Origin of the sequence: Candidatus Kurthia intestinigallinarum (assembly GCF_003991225.1) — a bacterium.
Classification (GTDB): Bacteria; Bacillota; Bacilli; order Bacillales_A; family Planococcaceae; genus Kurthia; species Kurthia populi.
Window position 1 is genome coordinate 12,731 of record NZ_JTFC01000026.1, and the last position, 24,143, is coordinate 36,873.

The window sequence follows — 24,143 nt, forward strand, 5'->3', positions numbered from 1 at the left end:
AAATAGGAAGAACAATTAGTGAATGTTCCCTCGAACAATTAATAGTATAGCACGATGATTTTTGAATGCAAGGGTTTCAATCATAAAAATGGTGATTTAGTCAAGCTATTTTCCTTTATTTTATCGATAATATCTGTTAAAAATGCGTATTTTCTGTTTCCTACGTTGTGACGCTCATTTTTGTTAAATTGAAAAGAATAAATGTTTTTCGTTTGGTCATTACTGTGCTACGATAATATTAACGTTTGTATGTTGAAAGGAAGATTTTAAAATGAAATCACCATTTACTTTTGAGCACAGCGCTCCAAATAATGTGGAAAAAGGCAAATTATATCCGGCTGTATTTTTAATGCACGGTATGGGAAGTAATGAACAAGATTTACCGCAATTATTACATGAGTTAAAAGATAATTGTCATATTTTTAGCTTACGTGGACCGGTTGTACAACCACCAGGTTATGCGTTTTTTACAGTAGAAGAGTTCGGTAAACCACATAAAGCAATTTTCGATAAAATTGTGGTGCATATTCGTGATTTTATTGAAGAAGTTGTACAAGAATACCCAGTCGATGCGACAAAATTATTCGTTATGGGCTTTAGCCAAGGTGGTATTTTAGCACAAACATTAGCACTTGTATTAGGTACAGAAAAATTAGCGGGTGCTGTGGCGTTAAGCGCGTATTTACCAGCGCATGTACGTGATGAATATTTCAAAAATGATGTAACGAATTTACCGATGTTAATTACACATGGCACGATGGATTATGTCTTACCATATCAATGGGGAGAAGCATCACGTGACTTCTTTAAAGGCCAAGGAGCGGATGTAACGTTCGTTTCATTTGAAGATGGTCATGGTGTGACACCAGCGATTCAACAAGAAATTACACGTTTCTTTACAAAGCAATTTAACGCATAACATTACCGGGAAGATGGAAGCAAAAGCTTGCATCTTTCTTTTTTTTACAAATACTTGACAGCAACGGAAATATTGGTATAAGCTAAGAACAACTTATTCGAGCGGAAGGGTAGAAAGCCTTGAGAGCAAGGCTTCCCTTTAGCAGAGCATAGAATAGCAGAGCATAGTTGAGAGAAATTGAAGAGTAAGAGTAGTAGCAATTGGTCGTATGGATAGAGAGTCAGTGGCTGGTGGAAACTGATCATGCAAAATTGTGAATGGACTTATGAGAGCATTTGTGAACGATAGTAGCAAATGACGCATCATCCCCGTTAACGGATGCTGAGCAATCAGGCAAAGTGGAAGCGATATGCTTCAACTTGAGGTGGCAACGCGGTAGCAATCGTCCTCATGAAAGAGTTATTCTTTCGTGAGGGCTTTTTTTATTGCTTTTAGCCAATCAAATTTCTCACACTATCTCGAATATATTTTCGAATTTAATGTTTGAATATTTCGTTAATTATGAGAGGAGCCAAGTGTATGAAACAACTTATTACAAATGTACAGCAAGGACAGGATTTAACAGCAGAGGAAATGACGTTAGCGGCAACACAATTATTTGATGAGAGGACGCCACTAGAAGACATTGAAGCCTTTTTAATCGCCTTGTCACAAAAAGGAGAAACAGCAACCGAACTTGCCGCACTGGCACAGGTCATGCAAGGACAGGCATTATCATTAAATGAAACGACGCAAAACTATTTAGATAATTGCGGAACAGGTGGCGACGGTATTGGGAGTTTTAATATTAGCACGACAGCGGCATTCGTTTTAGCAGCGGGTGATGTGTATGTTGCGAAACATGGTAATCGTAAAATTTCGAGTTTAGCAGGCAGTGCGGATACATTAGAGGAGCTTGGTATTCATGCAGACTTCACGACAGCAGAATTAAAGGAATTACTTGAAAATGAGCGTCTTGCGTTTATTTTCGCTCCAAAAGTTCATCCGAAATTAAAGCGAATCGGTCAAGTTCGCCAAAAGATTGGCAAGCCAACAATTTTCAATTTAGTTGGACCGCTCGCAAATCCAGTCGTATTAACAACGCAGTTTACAGGCATTAATCGACCAGATTTCGTAACAGACTATGCGCAGGTGATGCATTTATTAGGACGAGAACGCGGTGTTGTCGTTTGCGGTGCAGGTGGCTTAGATGAAGCCTCTCTTGCAGGAGAAAATCGCCTCGCTATTTTAGAGCACGGTCAAGTTCGTGAGGTGACGATTACACCGGAGGCACTTGGCTTAGAGGAACAGCCATTGTCTGCGATTAAGGGTGGCAATGGTAAGGAGAATGCACAAATCGTTTGTGATGTTTTACAAAATAAACAAGGTGCTTACTTAGATACCGTACTATTAAATGCCGGCATTGCCTTTTTCGCCTATGGCAGTGTCTCAACAATTGAAGAGGGCATTCATAAGGCGCGTAAAATTATCGCTTCAGGTGCAGCGTTTGAAAAATTGCAAGCCGTTGTAGCCTATAGCAAAGAACATGTGAAGGAGCCAGCCTAATGACAATTTTAACGAAAATTTTAGCTCAAAAAGAACGTGAGGTAGCCGCACTGAAGGAGCAGCCAAAGCCAGTAGTAACAGCGCGAAAACAGCGCCCCTCACTTTTAGAGGTATTTAAAAGCTCGACCGTACAAGTTATTTCAGAAGTAAAACGTGCATCACCATCAAAGGGTATTATTAACGATGGTATTGATCCGGTAGCGCAAGCATTGACGTATGAGGCAGCGGGCGCGGCATGTATTTCAGTATTAACAGATGAAACGTTTTTCAAAGGCTCTTTTGCAGATTTACAACAGGTTACAGAAGCGGTGGCTATTCCCGTGCTGTGTAAGGAATTTGTTATTGATGAAATCCAACTTGATTATGCCTATGCCAGTGGCGCTTCGGTTGTGTTGTTAATTGTGGCAGCACTTGAACAAGAAACATTAGCTCGCTTGTTCGCGTATGCAACAGAGCTTGGACTAGATGTACTTGTTGAAGTACATAATGAAGAGGAATTAATACGTGCTTTAGCGATTGATGCGCGTATTATTGGGGTCAACAATCGTAATTTAAAAACGTTTGAGGTCTCACTTGAGCATACAAAGGAGCTAGCGGCGAAGTTCCCATTTGATGAGGGACGTGTATTAGTAAGTGAAAGTGGTATGAAAACACCAGACGATGCGGCGTTTGTGGCGGCAGTCGGTGCGAGTGCTATTTTAGTCGGAGAAACGCTTATGCGTAGTGGAGATGTTACAGCGACGTTGCAATCACTTCAAGTAACAAAGCCGGTGAATGTATGACAAAGGTGAAAATTTGCGGTCTACAGGAGCCTGAACATGTACGAGCAGCTGTAGAGGCAGGTGCCGATGCGATTGGCTTTGTATTTGCAAAAAGTAAACGGCAAGTAACTGTTGCACAAGCACAGCAATTAGCGCAACATATCCCGCGTAATGTATTAATAGTAGGGGTTTTCGTTGATGAAACGGTTGAGGTGATGCAGCAAATTGCCAAAACCGTACCATTAGACGTTATTCAGCTACATGGCCAGGAAACGAATGCCGTCATTCAGCAGCTTAGCTATCCAACGATTAAAGCTGTTGGCGTGCGCACAGCCGCTGACGTCGAGGCACTACAAGCATTTGAGTCAGACTATGTATTAGTGGATGCGCCGGTAGCGGGCAGCGGTGAAACATTCGATTGGAATCTTCTAACGACGCGCTATCCACAGCTGATTTTAGCAGGTGGTTTATCAATCGATAATATTGCAGAGGCTCTGACGTGTGTCGCCCCTTATATGGTTGATGTGTCGAGCGGTGTTGAAACAAATGGTGTGAAAGATACGGCGAAAATAAGCGCCTTTATAACAGCAGTAAAGAATGGAGAGAATGCATAATGACAACAACAGAGAAAAAAGGACGCTACGGTAAATTCGGTGGCCAGTTTGTACCAGAAACATTGATGACCGCTTTAGAGGAACTAGAGCAAGCGTTTGAAACAGCGAAGCAAGATCCTGCTTTTTATGAGGAGCTTAATTATTACTTAAAAGACTATGTTGGACGCGATAATCCTCTATACTTTGCGAAGCGCTTAACTGAAAAAGTAGGTGGCGCAAAAATTTACTTAAAACGAGAAGATTTAAATCATACAGGGGCGCATAAAATTAATAATGCGTTGGCACAGGCTTTACTAGCGATGCGTATGGGCAAAAAGAAAATCGTGGCAGAAACGGGTGCTGGCCAGCATGGTGTAGCGACAGCGACGGTGTGTGCGCTGTTTGACTTAGAATGCATCGTCTTTATGGGGAAAGAGGATGTACGTCGCCAAGCGCTAAATGTGTTCCGTATGGAATTACTTGGTGCGACGGTCGTATCAGTTGACCAGGGCTCAGGTACGCTAAAGGATGCGTGTAATGAAGCGCTTCGTTACTGGGTTTCAAATGTTGAGGACACGCATTATATTTTAGGTTCGGCACTTGGACCGCATCCATTCCCAGCGATTGTCCGTGATTTCCAACGTGTCATTGGCGATGAAACACGTGCACAAATTTTAGAAAAAGAACAGCGTCTACCCGATGCGGTTGTAGCATGTGTAGGTGGTGGGAGTAATGCGATTGGCATGTTTACGCCATTTGTAGATGATGCGGATGTGAAGCTATACGGCGTTGAAGCGGCAGGCAAGGGCATTCAATCGGGTGAGCATGCAGCGGCCTTTGCAGATTTAAAAGAGGGCGTTTTACACGGTGCCTATATGTATCTCTTACAAGATGATGAAGGTTTTATCCAAGAGGCATATTCGATTTCTGCAGGACTTGATTATCCAGCGGTTGGGCCTGAGCACTGCTTCTTACATGATTCTGGTCGCGTAACATATGATTCAGTTGATGATGACCAAGCGCTAGAAGGATTACAGTTATTATCACGCACAGAAGGTATCATTCCAGCGCTTGAAAGTAGTCACGCTATTTATTACGCAGCAAATTTAGCGAAAACAATGGCAAAAGATGAGATTTTAGTTATTTGTTTATCAGGCCGTGGCGATAAAGATGTCCAAACGGTGCAACAAGCATTGGAGGGGAAATAATGACAACATTACAGCAAGCAATTGAAGCGACAACAAGAGCGCATGATAAAGCATTTATCCCGTACATTATGGCTGGGGATGGCGGTTTAGACACGATTAAACAGCAAATTTTATTTTTACAGCAGCACGGGGCAACGGCGATTGAAGTGGGCATTCCATTTAGTGATCCTGTAGCGGATGGTCCGACGATTCAAGCAGCCGGCTTACGTGCACTAGAAGAGGGCGCTAATTTACGTACTATTTTAGCAGAGATTGCGTCGTTTAAAGACGAAGTGCATATTCCACTTGTTGTCATGACATATTTAAATCCAATTATTCGCTATGGCATTGAAGCATTTGTTGACGCTGCAGAAGCCGCAAATATTAAAGGCTTAATTATTCCAGATATGCCACTTGAAGAAGCGGATTTAGTAACAGATGCATTAGCAGGAAAAGACATTGCGCTTGTGCAGTTAATTTCGTTAACAAGTCCGGCAGCGCGTATTGAAAAATTAGCCGCTGCAGCACAGGGCTTTATTTATGCGGTGACCGTAAATGGCATTACAGGAACGAGAGATGGCTTTGATGAGGCATTACATGACCATTTACGTGCGCTAAAACGTATAGCAACGATTCCGGTGCTTGCAGGCTTTGGTATTTCAACGCGTGAGCATGTAGAGGCGATGAATCGCTCGGTGGATGGCGTCATTGTTGGTAGTGCCATCGTAAAAGCATTTCATGAACAGCGCTTAGACGATATTGAAGTGCTACTAAAAGCACCTGCTAATCAATAATGAATAAATCTTTTAGACTATTTTTTGGATAAAAAAACGCTTTTTTGTGATATAATACTTTTAAATTAAAAACTACTTTATAAATGAGTGTAAAAGATTTGGAGGTAAACCGCTTGATAAAACGATTCCTTTGGCAGTCTACAACATTGGCTTTTTTAATCGCTATGAGCTGTTTTTCGATAGCAGTACAGGCGGAGGAAGTACAGTATGAATCGAAGCAAGAAAGTGTACTATTTAAGAAAGAAAAAAAGACCTTCCAAGGAACAATTAATCAACAAGGCTATCAGCAACAAACAATTACACCCGTTGGTCCATATAAGGTAGACCCTATAAAAAAAGAAAAATGGATTTTTCAGCATAAGGGGCAAAATAAAGGGTATCTAGCGGCCAAAATCGCAAAATAAGATTTGCAGTCGGAAAAATGCGTATAAAAAAGAAGAAATCGTGCGTTGGCGCGATTTCTTCTTTTTTTGTGAATCGTTTATTTTGCACGATAGCGTTTGACGGCATACGTAATCATCGGTGGCACACAAAGGTAGATGATGAGCATACGGAATACTTGATACATCGTAATCATCGATACATCAGCATGTACCTCATGGCCGACAATACCCATTTGATCAATTCCGCCAGGCGCTAAACTTAAAAAACCTGTAACAATCGAAGTGTTTTCGACTACTGGCATAAAAAAGACCGCCATTAAAAATGCAACGGCAATTAACGCTAGGGCGCTCGCTACACTGAGTGGGAGCATGACTTTTTTATGTGTTAAATGTTCCGGGTGCAGCATTAAGCCAATATGCGTGCCGACAATTAATTGACAGAGCATCATAAACCATTCAGGAATATCAAATGCAGGAATGCCTACGAAGACATTTAAAATAATGGTGACAACAATTGGCCCAAGCATGGTTGCTGCCGGGATACGCCAGCGTTTGAATAAACGGTAGGCAACAATGCAGGCGAAGATGTAAAGGACAACGAGTAGCCATATAGGAAGTGTCGTGCTCGTTCCCATTGCTAGGCTTGGTAGTGTGCTAGTAGTTCCTTGTAGTGCAGGGATATGCACAATAAATGGTACTAAAACGACGATTAAAATAACGCGAATCGTATGAAAGAAAGCGACAACCGTTAGATTAATACCTTTTAAATCTTCTGCGAGTGCTAAAATTTGTGTTAAACCACCTGGTACACTACTTGTTAGGGCGGTAGGATAATCTACTTTAGCGAATTTTGTAAGTAGCCATGAAAACAATAAACTAACGCTAAAAGTAAGTAATGTCACAAATGTCATCATCGGAATATGTGTATACATATTTTTTAAAATATCACCAGTAAAGGCCGCACCAAGCGAGTAACCAATCGCAATTAAGCTATAATTACGCAGGGCTTTGGGCCAATAAAAGCGCCATTTTGTTACATGAGACAAGATTAAAACGGCGACCATCGGACCTAATAGGAAAGGCACCGGAATGTGTAAAAATTGAAATAGAAATGCGCCGACTAAACCGATGCATGCTGTGACAAGGAATGACACGGTATTATTCATAAAAAAACTCCTTTTTGCATCGTTACGTTCAGTATAGCAAAAAATGCGTATCGTACCGTGAATGATGTCCTAAAATTTAATGTGTTCGTGATACAATATGAATAATGATTTGGGAGGCGGGGGATGAACATGGTACAAATACCGATTATTTTTGAGGAGTCAAAAAGCGGGTTACAATCGTTTAACTGCTTTGTAACAGAAAATAATGGACAATTAATTTTAATAGATGGTGGTATTCCACATGATGCTTTTTTTCAGTATGCAGAGCAAATGCTCATGCAGCGTGGCTATGACTTTAGTGACTTAGATGCGATTTATTTAACGCATCATCACGAGGACCATGTCGGATTATTGCCGCTTATTTTAGCGAAGAAGCAGCTACCGGTTTATGTGCATGAAGAAGCCATTCCGCGCTTATTGTTTGATACGAATTTTTTATCGATGCGCATCGCTTTTTATGAGCAGTTTTATACACGTATGGATTGTCTTGCGGATGCTCGTCCACGTTTAGAAAAACAACGTGCGACGCTACAAAAAGCTTCTGAAAAACGCATCGAAGCGGATTATCGCGTGATTGCTGCCGGGGATAAATTAGGGCGCTTTGACATTATTGGCTTACCCGGTCATTCAACTGATTCAATCGGCTATTATGATGCACAGACACAGGAGTTGTATGCAGGGGATACGATTTTAAAAAATACATCGACCAATGCAATCATTGATCCACTTGTGACAGGGGAGTATATGCCCGCGAACTTATTACAACGACAGTCGCTAGAAACGATTAAGGATATGCCAATTCGTCACTTATATGCAGGGCATCAGCCGAGCTTTTCGAACGTCTCAGAAATCGCGACACAGAAAATAAGCCGTTTAAATGATAAAGCCCAGCACCTACTAACACTTTTAGAGCAACCGATGACCGGAAGACAGGCGACACAGGCATTTTATAATCGTTTGTATGAGCGCCAATTTTCACTCGTATTATCTGAAATTGCAGGGCAGTTGGATTATTTACAGCAACAGCAAAAGATTACGGCGACATTTGAAAATGGACTGTATGTATTTGAACGAAATGGTTAAAAGATGAAAAAAGCAGGAATTACGCATTGACGTGATTCCTGCTTTTTATTGTGGATACCGGGTTTACACTATTTACAGCATACTTAATTTAATAAACAAAAGCTCGCTAGTCTATATAAAAAATCAAAAAAAAGTAATAAATTATAATAAGCTCCTTCCTCTTTTGCAACAGAGAATATCATGAATTAACGTTAGTTAACCATTGTTTTTATTTGATATTTAATGGTTATTAAAAGTTATCTATTTTTGTATAAAATAATTAATGCTGTAAAAGAATACGCTGATTATGCGCTTTAATTTACATGAATTTGGGAAACATTAAAGCACGTAACTAGAAGGAAGGGATATACAAATGATTCAATGATTAAATTAACTGGACTTTTTGAATAGCAATAGCGTAGTTTCTATATACAGTATAAGCTGTGAAGCAATACCATGATTTCAAACGTTGTATCGTTTATAAAATATGTAACTTAATGATTGATGTTGCCATAATAAACCACTTGTAGCTCGTCAATATAATAAATGACAATTGAAATAACCATTAAATTAGCATCTTAATAGTCGATAAAAAATGGGACATACATATTCGAGACTTGCTGGTGTCATCGTATGTGTCAAACAAATAAGCTGGTTTTAAAATAATAATATTATGTAAACAAAAAGCATTGCTATAATAACTAGCAATGCTTTTTTTTATATTTAAAACATCGTTTGACCGCCGTTAATTGAAATTGTTTGGCCTAATACCCAAGACGACTCTTCACTAAGTAAAAAGGCAATGGCACTTGTCACATCAGTGGGGGAGCCGAGGCGATTTGCTGCATAGCTCTTTTTAACGGCTTGCAAAATGTCATCAGAAAACGCTAAATCCTGCTGGTCAATTAAGCCAAGAGACACCACATTACACTGCACTTGGTCTCGTCCAACTTCCTTCGCGAGTGATTTAATAAAGCTAATAACGCCACCACGTGCAGTTGCTGATACGATTAGTTTACGGTCGCCGGTACGTGCTGAATCGCCAACGATTGAAATAAATTTACCATATTTTCGCTTACGCATGGCAGGGATAAAGACATGTGCCAAATTTAAAACTGCTATTAAATCAATGTCAATTTCACGCTGCCATTCATTTGGTGCATAATCAAAAAAGGATTTCATCTGCGCATAGCCTGCATTATTAACAATCGCTGAAACATGGCCGAGCTCACTCAAAATTTCCTCATGCAATCGCACAACATCCTCATAGCTCGCTAAATCAGCTTGGAACATACTACAACGTACATTTTGTGCTGTTAATTGCTCGAAAAGTTGCTGTGCTTTTTCAGCAGAGCGATGATAATGAATGGCCACAATATGACCCGATGCGGCTATTTTTTCAACAATGGCTTTGCCAATACGATCCGCTCCTCCTGTTACTAAGATAACTTCATGCATCTAAGCACCTCCTATACCATCGCAAGGCCACCATTAACGGATAATATTTGCCCTGTAATGTATTCTGCCTCATCCGACGCTAAAAACGCGACCGCATTTGCAATATCTTGCGGCTGTGCTAGGCGTCTAAAGGGAATCGCCTTAATCAACGCTTCCGTAATGCCTTGGTTATACTCAACGATTTCTTTAAATAACGGCGTATCCGCGGGTCCCGGTGCAATGACATTGATATTAATTTTATGACGAGCCATTTCACGTGCCAACGTTTTTGTTAACGCTATGACACCACCCTTTGCTGCCGAGTAGACCGCTTCGCCGCTTGAACCAACACGACCAGAATCGGACGCGATATTTACAACCTTGCCATAACCCTGCTCAATCATTAACGGCAAAATTGTCTTACATGTATGAATCTGATCCATTAGATTGATATTCATAATCGTTTCCCACGTAGCAGGCTCGCTTTTTAAAAATGGCTCAATTTTATCCCAGCCCGCGTTATTAACAAGCACATCTACCTGTCCAAACTGTTCCTTCGCTACATTGACCGCTGCTTCTCGTTCCGATTGATGGATAATGAGCTGTGCCAAACGCTTTTGCATATCAAGTGGCAGATAATCGGTGTTTTTAAAAAATAATGTGCCATTTTTCACGACTTGAATGAAATAATACGAGAAACGCTTTTTAGCAAAAATTAAATGCTCGAGGCGCTCCCGTGATTCCTTCATACAATCAATTTCGATAAATAACTCATCATTTCGGTCGCTTCTACGAACAATTTCAGCGGCGATAATTGAACGACCACTCCCATGCTCACCTAAAATCATGACCGGTGCACTTCCTTTAGCGGCACTGTCGATTTTTTCTATAACTCGCTGCATGTCAGGTGTTGTAGCAACCAAACGTTCGTTATAAGGTACCGAGAAATAATGATGCACCGAATTGCGTAGACGTTCGGCCTTTACATTGAAATTGTATTCCGTCGTTTCGTCACGAATACGAATGATGATACGTTTTTGGGCATCATCTGGAATGCGTGCGAAACGTAGGTTTAATGTGCGTCCGTCATCTAAATGAAAATTTGTCGTATAACTTGGCTTTTGCATATGACTGACTTGCTGTAGGAGTGTAAATAATTTTGTGCGAAGTTGCTCATTATATAAAATTGCCACATAGAAATGATGAAACTGCTCATTTTCTCTTAGCACCGTGCCTTTACTATCTAATATGCCAACCCCGTGCTCGCTATTGGCCATCAGTGCATCATTTTCCTGTACAAGCTCCTTATACAGCTGAAGCTCTGACGTTAATGACTCTATTTTCGAAATATCATCAAATACGCTAACCGCCCCAATTAGCTGTTTACCGTTATAAATCGGTTCGCGGTAGGTGATAAACCACCGATCTTGCAGCGCATATTTTTCAACATGTCCTTTACCGGTTTTAAGCACGCGCAGTAATCCATCCGATTCACTAACATCCAGTAAAAATTTCCCCATCGCCTCGCCGTGCTTTAGCGAATAAAGAGCTTCGGCTGCGTGATTAAACATCGTGATAATGCCTTCATTGTTAACAGCAACGAGACCACTCGACATCGCATCGAAAATTGTATCGTAATGGTGCGTGCGAATTTGTTGCTGCTGTGCAACAGCTTGATAAAAATGCCGTTCATCAATATAGCCAAATGTTTTCGCTGGCTGCTCAATGATTAACAGTGTCGTATGAAGTGGAAAGGCTGTTGGAATCGATTCATGGTGAATAATCATAAAATCTTTTGCGACAAAGCGTGAAAAAGATTGGAGGTTATTCGGATTATCATCGAGGTCATCATATTGCTGCTCAATGTATTGTAGTAAATGGCGGTGCGTAAAATAGCCTTCTATTTTATTACTGCGATTTGTAAGCGCACCATAAACGAAATGCGGATGTCTACTCCGTGTTAGTAATTCTTTTATGGTCGTTTTATGAATAGGGAATGTAGGGAGTGCTTGAATCATTGAAGAACCTCCTTTCACTGTTGCGTATATGCCATTGTTTTAACAATTTAACTGTATCATTTTTTATAAATAACACTCAATTGGAAAAAGAGGCCTTATTTTTGCATACAAAATCGATAAAAAATAGGAAATGTTTTTACGAAAGTGATATCTGTTGCAACTGCGCAACAGAATCAGACTACAAGGCTTAAATAGGACTAGGCTAGAAAATGGGATATTTTTGCAAAAAAACTAATGGGGTGGAAAATGATGAGAAAATAATGAAGTGATTTCAAAACTAAATAATCTGAATTTTCAAACGAAGTTGCGTATAGTTTAAATATATAGGTAGTTGTTCGTTAAATAACGCTGGTGATATAGCTAATTTTTAGAAAAAATCAAGCGAAGTACGAAATGCAAAAATCACAATGGTGTGGTGAAGTAGTTTTCATATCAGCATCAAAACAAAATGGTGCATCATTTAATTATTGCTACGAGTCATTTTGGTTATCCAATAGTATGTATTTGCAAATGAATGATTGGAAATATGATATGTGGATGTGGCAAAAAATGTCTGTGTGAATGCTTGAAATCCTATGTATCGATAAGTTGCAGAATGATGGATTTTAGGCTATTTAGTGAGAAATCGGACGGAAAAGTGTGGTTTTTCTAAAAAAGGTTCCCAAATTTATATTTGGGAACCTTTTTTGTGGTAAAATAAGTGTTAATGAGGTGACAAAATGAAGAAACAACCGAAGTGGCTACGTGATTTTTTAATTTATTTAACAGCGATTAAAGGGAAATCAAAACGTACACGTGATGAATACGAGTATGATTTAACATTATTTTTCCGATTCCTTTATGCTGTGCAAGAGGATTTACCAACAACAGATCTTGAAGCGATTTCAATTGCAGAGCTCGATATTGATTTTGTGCGCGGTATTAGTTTAGAGGATATGTATTTATTTTTAGCTTACTGTGAGGAAGTGCGACAAAATAGTGCTGCCACACGTGCGAGAAAAGTAGCGACTTTAAAATCTTTTTTTAAATACTTAAAAACAAAAAAACACTTAATCGATGAAAACCCTGCAGAAGATTTGGAAACGCCGAAAATCAATCGTAAGCAGCCCGTCTACTTAAAGGTACCTGAAGCGAAACAATTTTTATCACATATTCCATCGAAAACCCATTATTACCGCGATCATTGTATGATGACATTTTTATTAAACTTAGGACTACGTGCAACAGAGTTATGTCGTCTTTCTCTAGGAGATGTAGAAGACCGCTATGTGACGATTGTCGGCAAAGGTGGTAAAGAGCGTCGTGTCTATATGAATGACAGCTGTGTGGAAGCTTTAGCTCTTTATATCGAGCATGAGCGAAAAAAAATCGCAGAAAAAACAACAGATGACGCATTATTTTTATCACAAAAGGGTAATAGGCTTACGAGACAACGCCTTGCAAAAATCGTCAAACAAATTAATGACTCATCGGCGCTACATAAGGCGAATTTAACGCCCCATAAATTGCGTCATACATCCGCGACAATTATGTATCAGAATGGTGCAGACATTCGGAGCTTACAACAAATATTAGGGCATTCTAATATTTCTACTACACAAATTTATACGCATGTAGAAGATGAAATGATTAAGCAAGTATTTGAGAATAATCCGTTGAATATCGAGCATAATCCGAATAACATAGAGAAATAAACTTACAATTGAAACGATCAAAAATGATGAATGAACTATTTTTATTCATCATTTTTTGTAGCCTTTCAATTATGAATAAATCCCTATGGCTTTTGTGGTAAAATAGTTTTATGATACTTCGTTTTTTTTGAGTTGGAGGGACACTAAATGAACGACTTTTCTAATACACCATCATCCATTTTAAATTTTGTAAAATCCGATCAACTAACACTCAACAATTTATTAACCGCCTTTAACGAATCATCTGTTGTCGCGATTACAGACAACGTAGGGAAAATTCTATCTGTAAACCAAAACTTTTCTTTAGTTTCTAAATATTCAGAAAAAGAATTGATTAATCAAGACCATCGTCTATTAAATTCCGGATATCATTCACCCGCCTTTTTTAAAAATCTATGGACGACCATTCATAGCGGGGATATTTGGCATGGTGAAATATGTAATCGTGCGAAGGATGGTCACCTTTACTGGGTAAAAACAGTTATTGTTCCGTTTATGGATAATACAAATACACCATATCAATACATTGCCATTGCTACAGATATTACCGAACAAAAAAATACAGCACGTTTAAAACAATTTGCTTATCATGATGAATTAACCGGCTTACGTAATGCACGCTCATTAAAAATTCACTTTAAAGAATGTATTCGTCATGGTACAGTGCAAGAAAAAGCGTCTGTTTTCATTTTATTAAATATTACACGTCTCAAACAGGTAAATGATGGGTACGGGCATTTTATTGGCGATTTATTTTTATTAGAACTAACGAAGCGCTTTCAAGAAATTATCGCAAAAAATGGCGACTTATTCCGTTATGACGGCAAGCAATTTGTTATTTTAACAACTAAACAACATTATGAAGTCATGATTGATGCTATTTTAGAGTTATTTGAACAAGCTTTTATAATTGAACATTTTCAATTTTATTCAACGATTAATATTGGTGTTTCTTTTTACGAGGAGCACGCAGATACACTCGATATTTTAATTAAATATGCCGATTTAGCCATGCTTGAGACGAAAAAAGAAAAAGGCAATCGTTGCTTAGTGTTCCACTACGATATGAATTTAATGATTGAGGAGCAGCTAGACTTAGAGAAACGTCTACGTGATGCCTTATTTACTGATAAGATGATGTTATTTTATCAGCCAAAATTCGAAGCGAAAACACATCGTCTTGTCGGAATGGAGGCATTAATGCGATGGTATGATGAGGAATATGGTTTTATCCCACCGATTCAATTTATTCCATTTGCTGAAGAAGTCGGGTTAATGCCGATGCTTGGTGAATGGGTGCTTGTCACAGCTTGTTCGCAAATGAAACGCTGGATTGATGCGTATCCTAATAGCGAATTACGTGTAGCCGTCAATATTTCTCCGCTCCATTTACAAGAAAAGAACTTTGTTTGTATCGTGAAGCAAGTACTGCGTGATACGGGGCTTTCGGCGAAACATTTAGAAATTGAAATTACGGAATTATCATTTATGAACGGCTCTGACGTTGTCGCCGAAACGATACAGGATTTAAAAAACCTTGGCGTTTCGATTGCGATAGATGATTTCGGTACAGGGTACTCTGCGCTAAGTTATTTAAAAAAATTCCCGATTGATACATTAAAGATTGATAAATCATTTGTACGCGGCATTAAGAAAGGAACAAATGATGAATCGATGGTAACAGCTATTATTAATCTAGCTCATATTATGAATATGGCTGTTGTTGTAGAGGGTGTGGAAACCATCGAGGAGCTAAACATTATTGAAAAAGCAAAAGGTGATATGATTCAAGGTTATTACTTCCATCCAGCATTGCCAACAGAGCAATTTGAAAAATTATTAATGGACGTTTAATTTTATACATATAGAAAACGCAAGCATCACTCAATGGATGCTTGCGTTTTTTATAGTTTATATAATGAATGAATTTTTTCGTGTGTTATGTCGTGCATATCAACAAAATAAGGAAGCTGCCAATTTTGTGTGTTGATTGCCTGCTTACTCGTTGGCTGATCCCAGCTAGGATAAACGCGCATCGCCATTTTCCCTGGATGTGAATCCGTTCGTAGTATGTTTTGTTTAAGAAGCACTGCTTTTGGAAAGATGAATTGGCCATAATGGTGCTCATTTTTAAACGTTGTTATAACAAGTAAATCAGGTGCTTCTCCATAGGCGAAGGCTTGATTTTCATTGTGGCAATCTTTTTCCCAAAACGCGACAAATTGCCCCCGTTTTTTCGGTGTCTGCTTTGCCACTCTAAAACGAATAGTCTTTGAAGCGATTTGAAATGTACCCGCGCCATATGCAGCATTTTGCGGCTCCTCTTGAAGGGCGATTACAATTAAATCATTCGGTGTATAAATTTGCTCATTTAATTGCGTAATAATTGTTTGAAAATCTTTCATTAGGTCACCTCATCTCTCGTTCTATTGTAACAAAAAAGCTAGCGCATGTTGCGCTAGCTTTTTATTATTCAAAATCAACTTTATAGTCTTCTGATTTAATCCAATTTAGCTTTTTGTCAAAGATTTTTAGGAATGTTAAATTTAATACGACTGGTAAAACGATGAATAGCATAACGGTCACAATGACATTATAGCTTGTCCAGCCTTCAAGCGATAAATACTTTAATGGACCAACGAAGCCCGCAAGGCCAAAGCCTGCTGAGTATGGGTCACCGACGATGCGGAAGACGCCAGCAAGTGCACCTAAAATACCTGCTGTTAGAATGGCTGGAAAGGCAATTTTTGGTTTCATAAAGAAGTTACGCATTTGAATTTTTGCGGAAGCGATATGAGCAAGTGCTGTACCGAAGTTATTCGCACGGTACGATGCAATCGCCATCCCAACGCCTGATGCACAGACACCAAGATTTGCGGCACCAGCACCGATGCCTGACAGCATAATCACCGTTGCGACACCAATTGTTGAAATCGGCGATAAGATTAAAATAGAGAAAATCATTGCAAGCAAAGCACCCATTAAGATCGGTTGTAGCTCTGTTACATATTCAATACCGACACCGACATAGTCAGCACCATTTTTAACATATGGCAAGATGATCATACCGATAAACCCTGGAATAAACATTGATAGTGCAGGCATCGCCAGTAGCGTCCATTCTTTTAGTTTTGTACCTAGGAATTGAACGAATACCGTAGCAAGTGCAGCGGTAATCCCGATATTGATTACAACGCCGATACCGGCCATTTTCATACCGTCATCTGTAAAGCTTACAACACCAGAACCAACCATTGTAGCAAGGCCGATTGAACACATTTGAATCGGTGTTAGTTTAAATTGGATACCGACCATCACGCCGATAACAAGTGGTAAGCAGCTCATTGCGAGCACTGATATATTTAAAATCGTTGGAAGGATAGGAACGTTTGGATAATGTGCGATAATCAGTTTTAAAATTTCTCCGACAAGGGCGTTAGGGATTAAACAAACAACAATCCCAAGGCTCATGCCTGTAAGAAGTTTACTAAAAAAATCTTTCATAAAATCATTTCCCTTCGACTACGTTTCTTTTAAGAAGTAAGTAGCGCTTGTTTTAAGTGTTTTTAGTATAGAAAGAATTTAATTGTCCGTCAATATTGAATTTTCTATAATTTTCTGACAATTTACCTCAGTTAGCTTGTAAGCGTTTTCTATTAGCATATTAACGTTAAAATGACGGGTATTTTTTATTGGTTTATGCAATATATCGCATATAAAAATAGCTAAATTTTTCAATTTAGTTAACTTTGTATTATTTTATGTTGACTTATCTAGTCTATTTTCGCTATTTCGCTACTTTTTGCATTTATTTGAGTTAACCATTTAAAATTTTATGTTTACTAAAAACGCAATACCTTGTATGATTACTTTAGATTCTTGCAAAGGGGATAGGAAAATGACAACAAAAGAAATGGTTTACGCGGCGTTATTCGCGGCATTACTAGGGGTATTAGGAATGATTCCACCAATTCCGCTTGGTTTTATTCCAGTACCGATTACACTTCAAACATTTGGCGTAATTTTAGCAGGGTGTTTCCTTGGTAAAAAAATAGGGACAATTAGTATGGTGCTATTTATTGTACTCGTTGCACTTGGCCTACCATTACTATCGGGCGGACGTGGCGGAATTGGCGCGTTAATGGGCCCATCCATCGGTTATATTTTGAGTTGGCCATTCGCCGCCTTTTTCATCGGATATTTCACTGAAAAGGCATGGTCGACATTAAATCTTTGGAAAGTTATTGGAGTTACGCTTGTATTCGGGGTGCTTTTCATTAATATTGTTGGCGCACCTATTATGGCAATGATTACACATACATCAATTGTTGGGGCATTAATGGGTGGCTTAGCATTTTTACCAGGTGACTGTATAAAAGCCGTACTTGCTGCGGTTGTCGCTGTACAACTAAAAGCTGTTAGTCCAATTAATACCGTTGCTTTACGACACGTCGTACGAACGCATTAATCATTAAAAAGGAGGGATGATATGCATTGTATAACACCTATTTTGGGACAACCTAAAGAAAACATCGCTATCGTAATGGGGGATAAAAAAATTGATTATCAGACATTACAGCGAGATATCGCACAAATAGCACATACATTTCAGTGTTCACAGCAGAAAAAGGTTGCGCTTGATATGCCCAATGGTTATGACTTTCTTAAAACATTTTTAGGTGCAGTTGCTGCAGGGGTAGTACCTTATCTACTCGATCCGAAATGGAGTGCGCATGAGAAACAAGAAATTCTCAAAAATCATTTGTTAGACTGTATTATTACCGCGCCATTAAATGAACAACCAAATGATACATATGAATTACGGGAAGCATCATCCCTTTTTGTTGGGTTTACTTCGGGTACAACAGGCATGCCGAAAGCCTATAAACGGTCGCATCTCTCTTGGATGGAAAGCTTTCGTGTAACAGCGAAAGCTTTTTCTCTTGAAAATACGAAGCATTACTGTGCCCCTGGTCCTCTTGTACACTCGATGACACTATTTGCGGCGATGCAAGCATTGGTTGAAGGAAAGACCATTCATTTACAAACTAAATTTAATGCCAAACAGGTTCTTACGACGTGTCAAAAATATCCGAATACCGCGCTATTTGTCGTACCCACAATGCTTGAAGCAATGGTACAGACCGGTCTTCAAGCTACGATTGATGCCATTATTAGTTCTGGTGCAAAATGGCAAGATGATTCCAAAAAACGACTGGCGAAGATTTTTCCACATACTGCGCAATATGAATTTTTTGGTTCCTCTGAAGCAAGTTATATTAGCTATTCTGACGGAACAAAGCCTGATACGGTTGGCCGCTTCTTTCCTACGGTTGATTATACAATTCGTGATGAAGCCTTTCGTGAAGTTGAGGAAGGGCTTCTCTATATTAAAAGCCCTATGATTTTTAGTGGTTATGTAGACAATCCAAAGGCTACTGCTGAAATTTTTCATAATGGCTGGCTAAAGGTAGGAGATATTGTAACGGTGGATGAAACAGGCTATCTTACCATTAAAGGTAGGGCAAAAAATCGTATTATTTCTGGTGGTTTAAATATTTTTCCAGAAGAGATTGAACAGTTATTATCTAACCATCTGGCGATTGAGGAAGTGATGGTTTGTGGGCTGGAGGATCGCTATTGGGGAGAGAAAGTGGTGGCCTTGATTCAGTGGAGCCACCAGCCACTGACATATGATGCGTTAAAACATTATTGTACGCGCTATTTAGCAGTCTATAAATTCCCTCGAGAAATCGTGACCGTCCCTCGATTTTATTATACGACGAGTGGAAAAATCGCACGTCAAAAAATGAAGGAGGCATTTCTATGTCAGAAGTTGTGATTGTTTGGGCAAAACGTACACCAATTGGGCGGGCCGGGGGGCAATTTCATACCCTTGAGCCAAGTGATTTAGTTGCTCCGTTATTAAAGCAGGCAATCAAAGATACGGTAGGCGATGCTTCATTAGTTGACGATGTAATGATAGGGAATGTAGTAGGACCTGGCGGTAACGTAGCACGTGTGAGCCTATTACAAGCAGGGTTTCCTGTAACCGTTCCCGGTGTCACAATTGACAGGCAATGTGGTTCTGGACTAGAAGCCATTATGCGTGGCTTTGAAGCAATAAAAAGTGGACAAGCACAAATAATTTTAGCAGGTGGTGTAGAAAGTGTTAGTCGCGCTCCTTGGAAAATGGCTCAACCGACAAGACCTGGGGCAGTGCCTACGCTCTATACGCGGGCTCCTTTTACCCCTGCTGCTTACGGAGACCCTGATATGGGCATAGCTGCCGAAGAAGTTGCAGCACGTTATCAAATTACGCGAGAAGCACAGGACTATTACGCCTTTTCAAGTCATCAAAAAGCAGTGACGAGTCAACGAACGGGTCGCTTTAACAAAGAGATTTTACCACTCCAAGGCGTTATGACTGATGAATGTCCACGTGCGGATACCTCAGTTGAAAAATTAGCACATTTACATCCTGTTTTTCTTCCAGAAGGCACCGTAACTGCTGGGAATGCTTGTCCCCTAAATGATGGAGCGGCAATTGTTATGTTAATGTCACGCGAGGCATGCCTACATTATAAATTGACTGCCTATGCGACTATTGTAGATGCTACGGCAGCTGGTGTCATGCCGGACATTTTAGGAATGGGTCCAGTACCAGCAACACAAAAACTACTCGCCCGTCAGCAGTTACAAGTGACAGATATTGATATTGTCGAGTTTAATGAAGCGTTTGCTTCACAAGTACTTGCTTGTCTCCAACAATTAAAGATTCCACAACATCTTGTCAATATTGGGGGAGGCGCATTGGCACTTGGTCACCCATACGGGGCATCGGGCGCTATTTTAATTACGCGTCTCGTTCATGAATTAAAAAAAGGACAACGTGGGCTTGCTACTCTTGGAATCGGCGGTGGGATGGGGCTCTCGATGTTGGTGAAGCGATGAATGAATGGCATGCCTCCCTCTCACAAGTGCAAGGATATCAACGTTTAATGGGGATGCCTTTATCTAAAGAAATTCCGTTAAGTATATTACCAACCATACTAGGAGAAGCATTTCCGACAGGGTGGATCCATTTATCGCAGCAATGTGAAAAAATGACTTCATTATACGCAGATACATTTTATAACTGGGCGATTACAGATAAGCATTTAAGCATTACGTCAAAAGGAAAAACTGTCTGTCAATTAACGGTTGCGCTCTCACGTAATAAACAGGTTGTAGCAACCGTTGTCATGACATTGATGAAAGGATAATTAAATATGGAATGGCTAATTACACGTCAAAAAGTTCAAGCATTTTCGGCGTTAAGTGGTGATGATAATGCCTTACATCATGATGCAACCTTCGCTCAACAACTAGGATTTGAGCAGCCAATTGCACATGGTATGTTATTAATGGCACTTGCAGAAGGCGCATGGCAACAGCATTATAAGGTTTGTCCAACAACAATGCGATGTCAATTTGTCTATCCTGTGCCTATTCCATCAGTGATTACTGTACGATTAACAAAAAAAGAAATACACGCTTATAATGCAGAACAACTCGTTTTGCATGTAGTATTTGAGGAGGAATGACAGAATGATTTTTATTACAGGTGCTACGCGTGGCATCGGCTTCGCTCTTGCAAAACAGTTTTCGCAGGAGCCTTTAATTTTACATGGATCATCTGAACAATCGATTGCTCCCCTTCGTGATTTATTTCCACAAGCGCTCTGTCTGGCTGCAGATTTTTCAAATGAACTGGAAATTCAAGAGATGCTACGACAAATTAATCACTATACAGATACATTAACGGCAATTATTCATTGTGCAGGAAATACTAAAGATAAACGTGCGACTAATATGACATTAAAAGACTTTAATCATGTTTTTCATGTGCATGTGACGAGTTTTTTCCTTATAACAACCGCCTTACAACCGTTATTAAAGCCAATGAGTGACGTGCTTGTTATGACTTCAACAGCTGGTTTATTCGGTTCGCGGGGACAATTAAACTATAGCGCAGCAAAGGGCGCTCTAACAATGATGACCTATACGTTAGCAGCAGAGTGGAAATCAGAAAAAATTCGTGTCAATGCGATTGCCCCTGCTGCTTTAACTGATATGACGCGTCCTGTAATTGCCTACTATAAACAGAAAAGTGAACAGCAAAAAATTCCGTTCCCTGATTTTTGGCGTGTGGGATCAGCAGACGATGTAGCCTACTTTGTTAAAAAATTAGTTGCACGGACAGATTTTTTTACGGGTCAAGTTTTTGGCGTGAATGGTGAGAAGTATACACGCTATGCTGCAGACATGGTGAGGTGGTCCCCGTGTTAACCGTTGAAAACACTACATACTATCATACGCCAGGTCATGGTATCGAGAATCTCTGCTTCACCGTTTACGAGCAAGATTGTCTCGTCCTACTCGGAGCGAACGGGAGCGGGAAGTCAACGGTCCTATCGTTACTTGCAGGCCTTTTAACGCCACAATCTGGGAAAATACTGTATGAAGGTAATCCAGTTAAGCCAGGGGAAATCGGGATTGTCTTTCAGCATCCTGATGATCAGTTTATTACGACGTCAGTCATGGATGAAGTTATTTTTGGATTAGAAAATTTACAAGTGCCACGCGAGGAAATGACCGCCCGCGCTTATCAGGCATTAGATGAGGTTGGTATGCGCTGGGCTATAGAACGCCATCCAATGACGCTTTCTGGTGGCGAAAAACAACGTGTTGCATTAGCAGCTGTGCTAGCGATGCGCCCGAAAATTTTACTATTAGATGAAGTGACCGCTATGTTAGATTCCCATGCACGTAGTGATTTTTACACGCTACTAAAAACATTAAAAAAACGCTATACAATTGTTATGACGACGCATATTGTTGAAGAATATTTATTTGCAAATCGCGTTTGTTACTTGCAAAATCATCGTATCGTATTTGATGGAGACTTACCTACATTTGCAGCACATTATCCGACATACGCAATGCCTTTTATCATTGAATTTCAAAGAACGTGTCATTTACCGATTTGCATCCAAACGTATGAGGAGTGTGTTGAACAAATATGGCCATCACTTTAAAGAATGTTACACTAGAGCGTTCATCACATGTTATTTTACGCGATGCTTCATTTCAATTTTCTGACAATAAATGGACGGCGATAGTAGGAGAAAACGGAGCAGGGAAATCAACGCTATTGCAAGCCATTCAACAATTTATACCGATACAGCAAGGACATATTCATCTAGACGGGAAAATAGGTTTTTTATTCCAACATGCAGATCAACAATTTTTCGAGTCAACGGTTGAGAAAGAATTACGTTTCGCTCCACGTCATTTTGGATGGTCTCGTGAAAAAACAGATGCAAAGATAGCGGAAGTGTTAAATCTTGTACAGCTAGATGCATCTATTTTACCGATGTTACCTTATCAACTTAGTGGGGGACAAAAAAAGCGGTTAGCACTTGCTCTTGTATTTATGATGGAGCCAACTATTTTGCTAGCAGATGAACCAACAGCTGGACTTGATCCAGTGCAACGCGCACTAGTGCTGTCGATTTTGAAAAAATGGCAACAGCAAGGACATACGATTATTGCGATTACTCATGAATTAACGGATGTGTTAACTTTTGCAGATGATGTCTTGTTGATGGCTAAAGATAAGGCCCCTCAACTGTTTGAAACGGAGCAATTTTTCTTTGAGGTTCCAAAACGAAAAGGAGTTTATTTTCCACCACCTATTGCGATGTTTCACTTAATAGAACAACGCTTACAATCTCCGCTGCCACGCGCACGTTCAATGCCCGCACTCATACAAATTATGAAAGAGGCGATACCTAATGGAACAAGTTATTCAATATGTAGCACGCACGTCCATTCTACATCGTCTTGATCCACGAACTAAAATAATAGGGTTAAGCTTTCTATTAATCGGTTTCACCCAAATTCACGAGTGGATACAACTTGTTTTTTCGGCATTCGTAGTCGGCTTGTTATATCATTTTGCACAAATCCCTTTTAGCTATGCGCTACATTCAATACGCCCATTACTCCTAATTTTATTGCTGACGTTGCTTTATCATAGTATGTTTTCAGGTATAACCTATTTAGCAGGATTTTTAATGGGCCTACATTATGTCCTTAAGCTTTTAATGATGATTTTAAGTGGTGTTTTATTAACAGCGACTACCAAACCACTTGAGCTTGCACTTGGACTTGAAACAATGTTGCGCCCTCTTGAAAAATGGCGTATTCCTGTTGGCCAATGGGCATTAATGATTGTTCTGGCATTACGCTTTTTCCCATTAATTATCGAAGAATGGGAACGGATTCGTCTAAGTCAACAGGCGAGAGGCATCACAATAAAACGGTTTAGACAACGGTTGTATAGCCCAGTGCAACAAGTGATTCCGCTACTCTTAGCACTCATTACACGAGCAGAACGTTTAAGCATTGCGATTGAAGCACGCGGATTTCGACAGGGGTTTAATCGAACACATTTTCGTCTTCTTGCTTTTCAAAAAAAGGATGGTTACTGCATTTTATTTCCAATATTTGTATCAATCATTGTATTATTATTATAGG

Annotated in this window: 24 protein-coding genes and 1 other annotated feature; of the genes, 19 read left to right on the forward strand and 5 right to left on the reverse strand. The window is 39.7% G+C overall.

The window, feature by feature from the left end; translation table 11 throughout:
• The first annotated feature begins 271 nt into the window (after positions 1 to 271).
• The 7 genes from QI30_RS06065 to QI30_RS06095 all read left to right on the forward strand — a co-directional run bounded on the left by QI30_RS06065 (position 272) and on the right by QI30_RS06095 (position 6,203).
• Complete coding sequence (locus QI30_RS06065; protein WP_126990037.1) at positions 272 to 919, forward strand: alpha/beta hydrolase; 648 nt, start codon at positions 272 to 274, stop codon at positions 917 to 919.
• 171 nt (positions 920 to 1,090) lie between these two features.
• Positions 1,091 to 1,312 (forward strand) — a binding site (T-box leader).
• 126 nt (positions 1,313 to 1,438) lie between these two features.
• The gene (trpD, locus tag QI30_RS06070) at positions 1,439 to 2,464 is read left to right on the forward strand and encodes an anthranilate phosphoribosyltransferase (protein WP_126990038.1); all 1,026 of its coding nucleotides are present in this window, start codon (positions 1,439 to 1,441) and stop codon (positions 2,462 to 2,464) included.
• Positions 2,464 to 3,246, forward strand: a complete 783-nt coding sequence (trpC, locus tag QI30_RS06075; protein ID WP_126990039.1) for an indole-3-glycerol phosphate synthase TrpC — start codon at positions 2,464 to 2,466, stop codon at positions 3,244 to 3,246. Before trpD ends, trpC begins: the two co-directional genes overlap by 1 nt.
• Entirely contained in the window at positions 3,243 to 3,839 is a 597-nt protein-coding gene (locus tag QI30_RS06080; RefSeq protein WP_126990040.1) for a phosphoribosylanthranilate isomerase, read from the forward strand. The genes trpC and QI30_RS06080 overlap by 4 nt, the downstream gene beginning before the upstream one ends.
• Positions 3,839 to 5,026 carry a tryptophan synthase subunit beta gene (gene trpB / locus QI30_RS06085; RefSeq protein ID WP_126990041.1) on the forward strand — a complete coding sequence of 396 codons (1,188 nt, stop codon included), beginning with the start codon at positions 3,839 to 3,841 and terminating at the stop codon, positions 5,024 to 5,026. Before QI30_RS06080 ends, trpB begins: the two co-directional genes overlap by 1 nt.
• Complete coding sequence (trpA, locus tag QI30_RS06090) at positions 5,026 to 5,799, forward strand: tryptophan synthase subunit alpha (protein WP_126990042.1); 774 nt, start codon at positions 5,026 to 5,028, stop codon at positions 5,797 to 5,799. The genes trpB and trpA overlap by 1 nt, the downstream gene beginning before the upstream one ends.
• A gap of 113 nt (positions 5,800 to 5,912) precedes the next feature.
• Positions 5,913 to 6,203, forward strand: coding sequence for a hypothetical protein (locus tag QI30_RS06095; protein WP_126990043.1), 291 nt, complete (start codon positions 5,913 to 5,915; stop codon positions 6,201 to 6,203).
• A 77-nt stretch (positions 6,204 to 6,280) separates the two neighbouring features.
• Here the strand turns inward: QI30_RS06095 and QI30_RS06100 are convergent, their stop codons facing one another.
• Positions 6,281 to 7,348, reverse strand: a complete 1,068-nt coding sequence (locus QI30_RS06100) for an AbrB family transcriptional regulator (RefSeq protein WP_126990044.1) — start codon at positions 7,346 to 7,348, stop codon at positions 6,281 to 6,283.
• Positions 7,349 to 7,471: 123 nt separating this feature from the next.
• On the opposite strand from QI30_RS06100, the gene QI30_RS06105 reads away from it, so the two are divergent.
• Positions 7,472 to 8,431 carry an MBL fold metallo-hydrolase gene (locus QI30_RS06105; RefSeq protein ID WP_233600536.1) on the forward strand — a complete coding sequence of 320 codons (960 nt, stop codon included), beginning with the start codon at positions 7,472 to 7,474 and terminating at the stop codon, positions 8,429 to 8,431.
• A 702-nt stretch (positions 8,432 to 9,133) separates the two neighbouring features.
• Here QI30_RS06105 and QI30_RS06110 read toward each other — a convergent pair.
• Together QI30_RS06110 and QI30_RS06115 are read right to left on the reverse strand one after the other, a co-directional pair.
• The gene (locus tag QI30_RS06110; protein WP_126990045.1) at positions 9,134 to 9,868 is read right to left on the reverse strand and encodes an SDR family NAD(P)-dependent oxidoreductase; all 735 of its coding nucleotides are present in this window, start codon (positions 9,866 to 9,868) and stop codon (positions 9,134 to 9,136) included.
• Positions 9,869 to 9,879: 11 nt separating this feature from the next.
• A complete protein-coding gene (locus QI30_RS06115; protein ID WP_126990046.1) occupies positions 9,880 to 11,865 on the reverse strand; it encodes an SDR family oxidoreductase in 1,986 nt (661 codons plus the stop codon).
• 719 nt (positions 11,866 to 12,584) lie between these two features.
• On the opposite strand from QI30_RS06115, the gene QI30_RS06120 reads away from it, so the two are divergent.
• Together QI30_RS06120 and QI30_RS06125 are read left to right on the forward strand one after the other, a co-directional pair.
• A complete protein-coding gene (locus QI30_RS06120) occupies positions 12,585 to 13,559 on the forward strand; it encodes a tyrosine recombinase XerC (protein ID WP_126990047.1) in 975 nt (324 codons plus the stop codon).
• A gap of 147 nt (positions 13,560 to 13,706) precedes the next feature.
• A complete protein-coding gene (locus QI30_RS06125) occupies positions 13,707 to 15,413 on the forward strand; it encodes a sensor domain-containing protein (protein WP_126990048.1) in 1,707 nt (568 codons plus the stop codon).
• Positions 15,414 to 15,463: 50 nt separating this feature from the next.
• On the opposite strand, the gene QI30_RS06130 is transcribed toward QI30_RS06125, so the two are convergent.
• Positions 15,464 to 15,964 carry a MepB family protein gene (locus tag QI30_RS06130; RefSeq protein ID WP_126990049.1) on the reverse strand — a complete coding sequence of 167 codons (501 nt, stop codon included), beginning with the start codon at positions 15,962 to 15,964 and terminating at the stop codon, positions 15,464 to 15,466.
• A gap of 64 nt (positions 15,965 to 16,028) precedes the next feature.
• The gene (locus tag QI30_RS06135) at positions 16,029 to 17,063 is read right to left on the reverse strand and encodes a PTS transporter subunit IIC (protein ID WP_126990050.1); all 1,035 of its coding nucleotides are present in this window, start codon (positions 17,061 to 17,063) and stop codon (positions 16,029 to 16,031) included.
• A 394-nt stretch (positions 17,064 to 17,457) separates the two neighbouring features.
• Here QI30_RS06135 and QI30_RS06140 point away from each other — a divergent pair, with 394 nt between their 5' ends.
• The 9 genes from QI30_RS06140 to QI30_RS06180 are packed head-to-tail and all read left to right on the forward strand — an operon-like array spanning position 17,458 to position 24,142.
• Positions 17,458 to 18,027, forward strand: a complete 570-nt coding sequence (locus QI30_RS06140) for a biotin transporter BioY (protein WP_126990051.1) — start codon at positions 17,458 to 17,460, stop codon at positions 18,025 to 18,027.
• A 21-nt stretch (positions 18,028 to 18,048) separates the two neighbouring features.
• Entirely contained in the window at positions 18,049 to 19,401 is a 1,353-nt protein-coding gene (locus QI30_RS06145) for an AMP-binding protein (RefSeq protein WP_126990052.1), read from the forward strand.
• Complete coding sequence (locus QI30_RS06150) at positions 19,386 to 20,513, forward strand: thiolase family protein (protein WP_126990053.1); 1,128 nt, start codon at positions 19,386 to 19,388, stop codon at positions 20,511 to 20,513. The genes QI30_RS06145 and QI30_RS06150 overlap by 16 nt, the downstream gene beginning before the upstream one ends.
• Positions 20,510 to 20,824 (forward strand): hypothetical protein, encoded by a 315-nt coding sequence (locus QI30_RS06155; protein WP_126990054.1) that lies wholly within the window; start codon positions 20,510 to 20,512, stop codon positions 20,822 to 20,824. The genes QI30_RS06150 and QI30_RS06155 overlap by 4 nt, the downstream gene beginning before the upstream one ends.
• Positions 20,825 to 20,830: 6 nt before the next feature.
• The gene (locus QI30_RS06160) at positions 20,831 to 21,145 is read left to right on the forward strand and encodes a MaoC family dehydratase (protein WP_126990055.1); all 315 of its coding nucleotides are present in this window, start codon (positions 20,831 to 20,833) and stop codon (positions 21,143 to 21,145) included.
• Positions 21,146 to 21,149: 4 nt separating this feature from the next.
• Complete coding sequence (locus QI30_RS06165; RefSeq protein WP_126990056.1) at positions 21,150 to 21,890, forward strand: SDR family NAD(P)-dependent oxidoreductase; 741 nt, start codon at positions 21,150 to 21,152, stop codon at positions 21,888 to 21,890.
• The gene (locus QI30_RS06170; protein WP_158620973.1) at positions 21,884 to 22,639 is read left to right on the forward strand and encodes an energy-coupling factor ABC transporter ATP-binding protein; all 756 of its coding nucleotides are present in this window, start codon (positions 21,884 to 21,886) and stop codon (positions 22,637 to 22,639) included. The genes QI30_RS06165 and QI30_RS06170 overlap by 7 nt, the downstream gene beginning before the upstream one ends.
• A complete protein-coding gene (locus QI30_RS06175; protein WP_126990058.1) occupies positions 22,624 to 23,451 on the forward strand; it encodes an energy-coupling factor ABC transporter ATP-binding protein in 828 nt (275 codons plus the stop codon). Before QI30_RS06170 ends, QI30_RS06175 begins: the two co-directional genes overlap by 16 nt.
• The gene (locus QI30_RS06180; RefSeq protein ID WP_126990059.1) at positions 23,399 to 24,142 is read left to right on the forward strand and encodes an energy-coupling factor transporter transmembrane component T family protein; all 744 of its coding nucleotides are present in this window, start codon (positions 23,399 to 23,401) and stop codon (positions 24,140 to 24,142) included. The genes QI30_RS06175 and QI30_RS06180 overlap by 53 nt, the downstream gene beginning before the upstream one ends.
• Position 24,143: the final 1 nt, after the last annotated feature.

Coding starts and splice junctions, on each gene's coding strand:
- QI30_RS06065 (WP_126990037.1), top strand. CDS start 272: ATGAAATCACCATTTACTTTTGAGCACAGCGCTCCAAATAATGTGGAA.
- trpD (WP_126990038.1), top strand. CDS start 1,439: ATGAAACAACTTATTACAAATGTACAGCAAGGACAGGATTTAACAGCA.
- trpC (WP_126990039.1), top strand. CDS start 2,464: ATGACAATTTTAACGAAAATTTTAGCTCAAAAAGAACGTGAGGTAGCC.
- QI30_RS06080 (WP_126990040.1), top strand. CDS start 3,243: ATGACAAAGGTGAAAATTTGCGGTCTACAGGAGCCTGAACATGTACGA.
- trpB (WP_126990041.1), top strand. CDS start 3,839: ATGACAACAACAGAGAAAAAAGGACGCTACGGTAAATTCGGTGGCCAG.
- trpA (WP_126990042.1), top strand. CDS start 5,026: ATGACAACATTACAGCAAGCAATTGAAGCGACAACAAGAGCGCATGAT.
- QI30_RS06100 (WP_126990044.1), bottom strand. CDS start 7,348: ATGAATAATACCGTGTCATTCCTTGTCACAGCATGCATCGGTTTAGTC.
- QI30_RS06105 (WP_233600536.1), top strand. CDS start 7,472: ATGAACATGGTACAAATACCGATTATTTTTGAGGAGTCAAAAAGCGGG.
- QI30_RS06110 (WP_126990045.1), bottom strand. CDS start 9,868: ATGCATGAAGTTATCTTAGTAACAGGAGGAGCGGATCGTATTGGCAAA.
- QI30_RS06115 (WP_126990046.1), bottom strand. CDS start 11,865: ATGATTCAAGCACTCCCTACATTCCCTATTCATAAAACGACCATAAAA.
- QI30_RS06120 (WP_126990047.1), top strand. CDS start 12,585: ATGAAGAAACAACCGAAGTGGCTACGTGATTTTTTAATTTATTTAACA.
- QI30_RS06125 (WP_126990048.1), top strand. CDS start 13,707: ATGAACGACTTTTCTAATACACCATCATCCATTTTAAATTTTGTAAAA.
- QI30_RS06130 (WP_126990049.1), bottom strand. CDS start 15,964: ATGAAAGATTTTCAAACAATTATTACGCAATTAAATGAGCAAATTTAT.
- QI30_RS06135 (WP_126990050.1), bottom strand. CDS start 17,063: ATGAAAGATTTTTTTAGTAAACTTCTTACAGGCATGAGCCTTGGGATT.
- QI30_RS06140 (WP_126990051.1), top strand. CDS start 17,458: ATGACAACAAAAGAAATGGTTTACGCGGCGTTATTCGCGGCATTACTA.
- QI30_RS06145 (WP_126990052.1), top strand. CDS start 18,049: ATGCATTGTATAACACCTATTTTGGGACAACCTAAAGAAAACATCGCT.
- QI30_RS06150 (WP_126990053.1), top strand. CDS start 19,386: ATGTCAGAAGTTGTGATTGTTTGGGCAAAACGTACACCAATTGGGCGG.
- QI30_RS06155 (WP_126990054.1), top strand. CDS start 20,510: ATGAATGAATGGCATGCCTCCCTCTCACAAGTGCAAGGATATCAACGT.
- QI30_RS06160 (WP_126990055.1), top strand. CDS start 20,831: ATGGAATGGCTAATTACACGTCAAAAAGTTCAAGCATTTTCGGCGTTA.
- QI30_RS06165 (WP_126990056.1), top strand. CDS start 21,150: ATGATTTTTATTACAGGTGCTACGCGTGGCATCGGCTTCGCTCTTGCA.
- QI30_RS06175 (WP_126990058.1), top strand. CDS start 22,624: ATGGCCATCACTTTAAAGAATGTTACACTAGAGCGTTCATCACATGTT.
- QI30_RS06180 (WP_126990059.1), top strand. CDS start 23,399: ATGGAACAAGTTATTCAATATGTAGCACGCACGTCCATTCTACATCGT.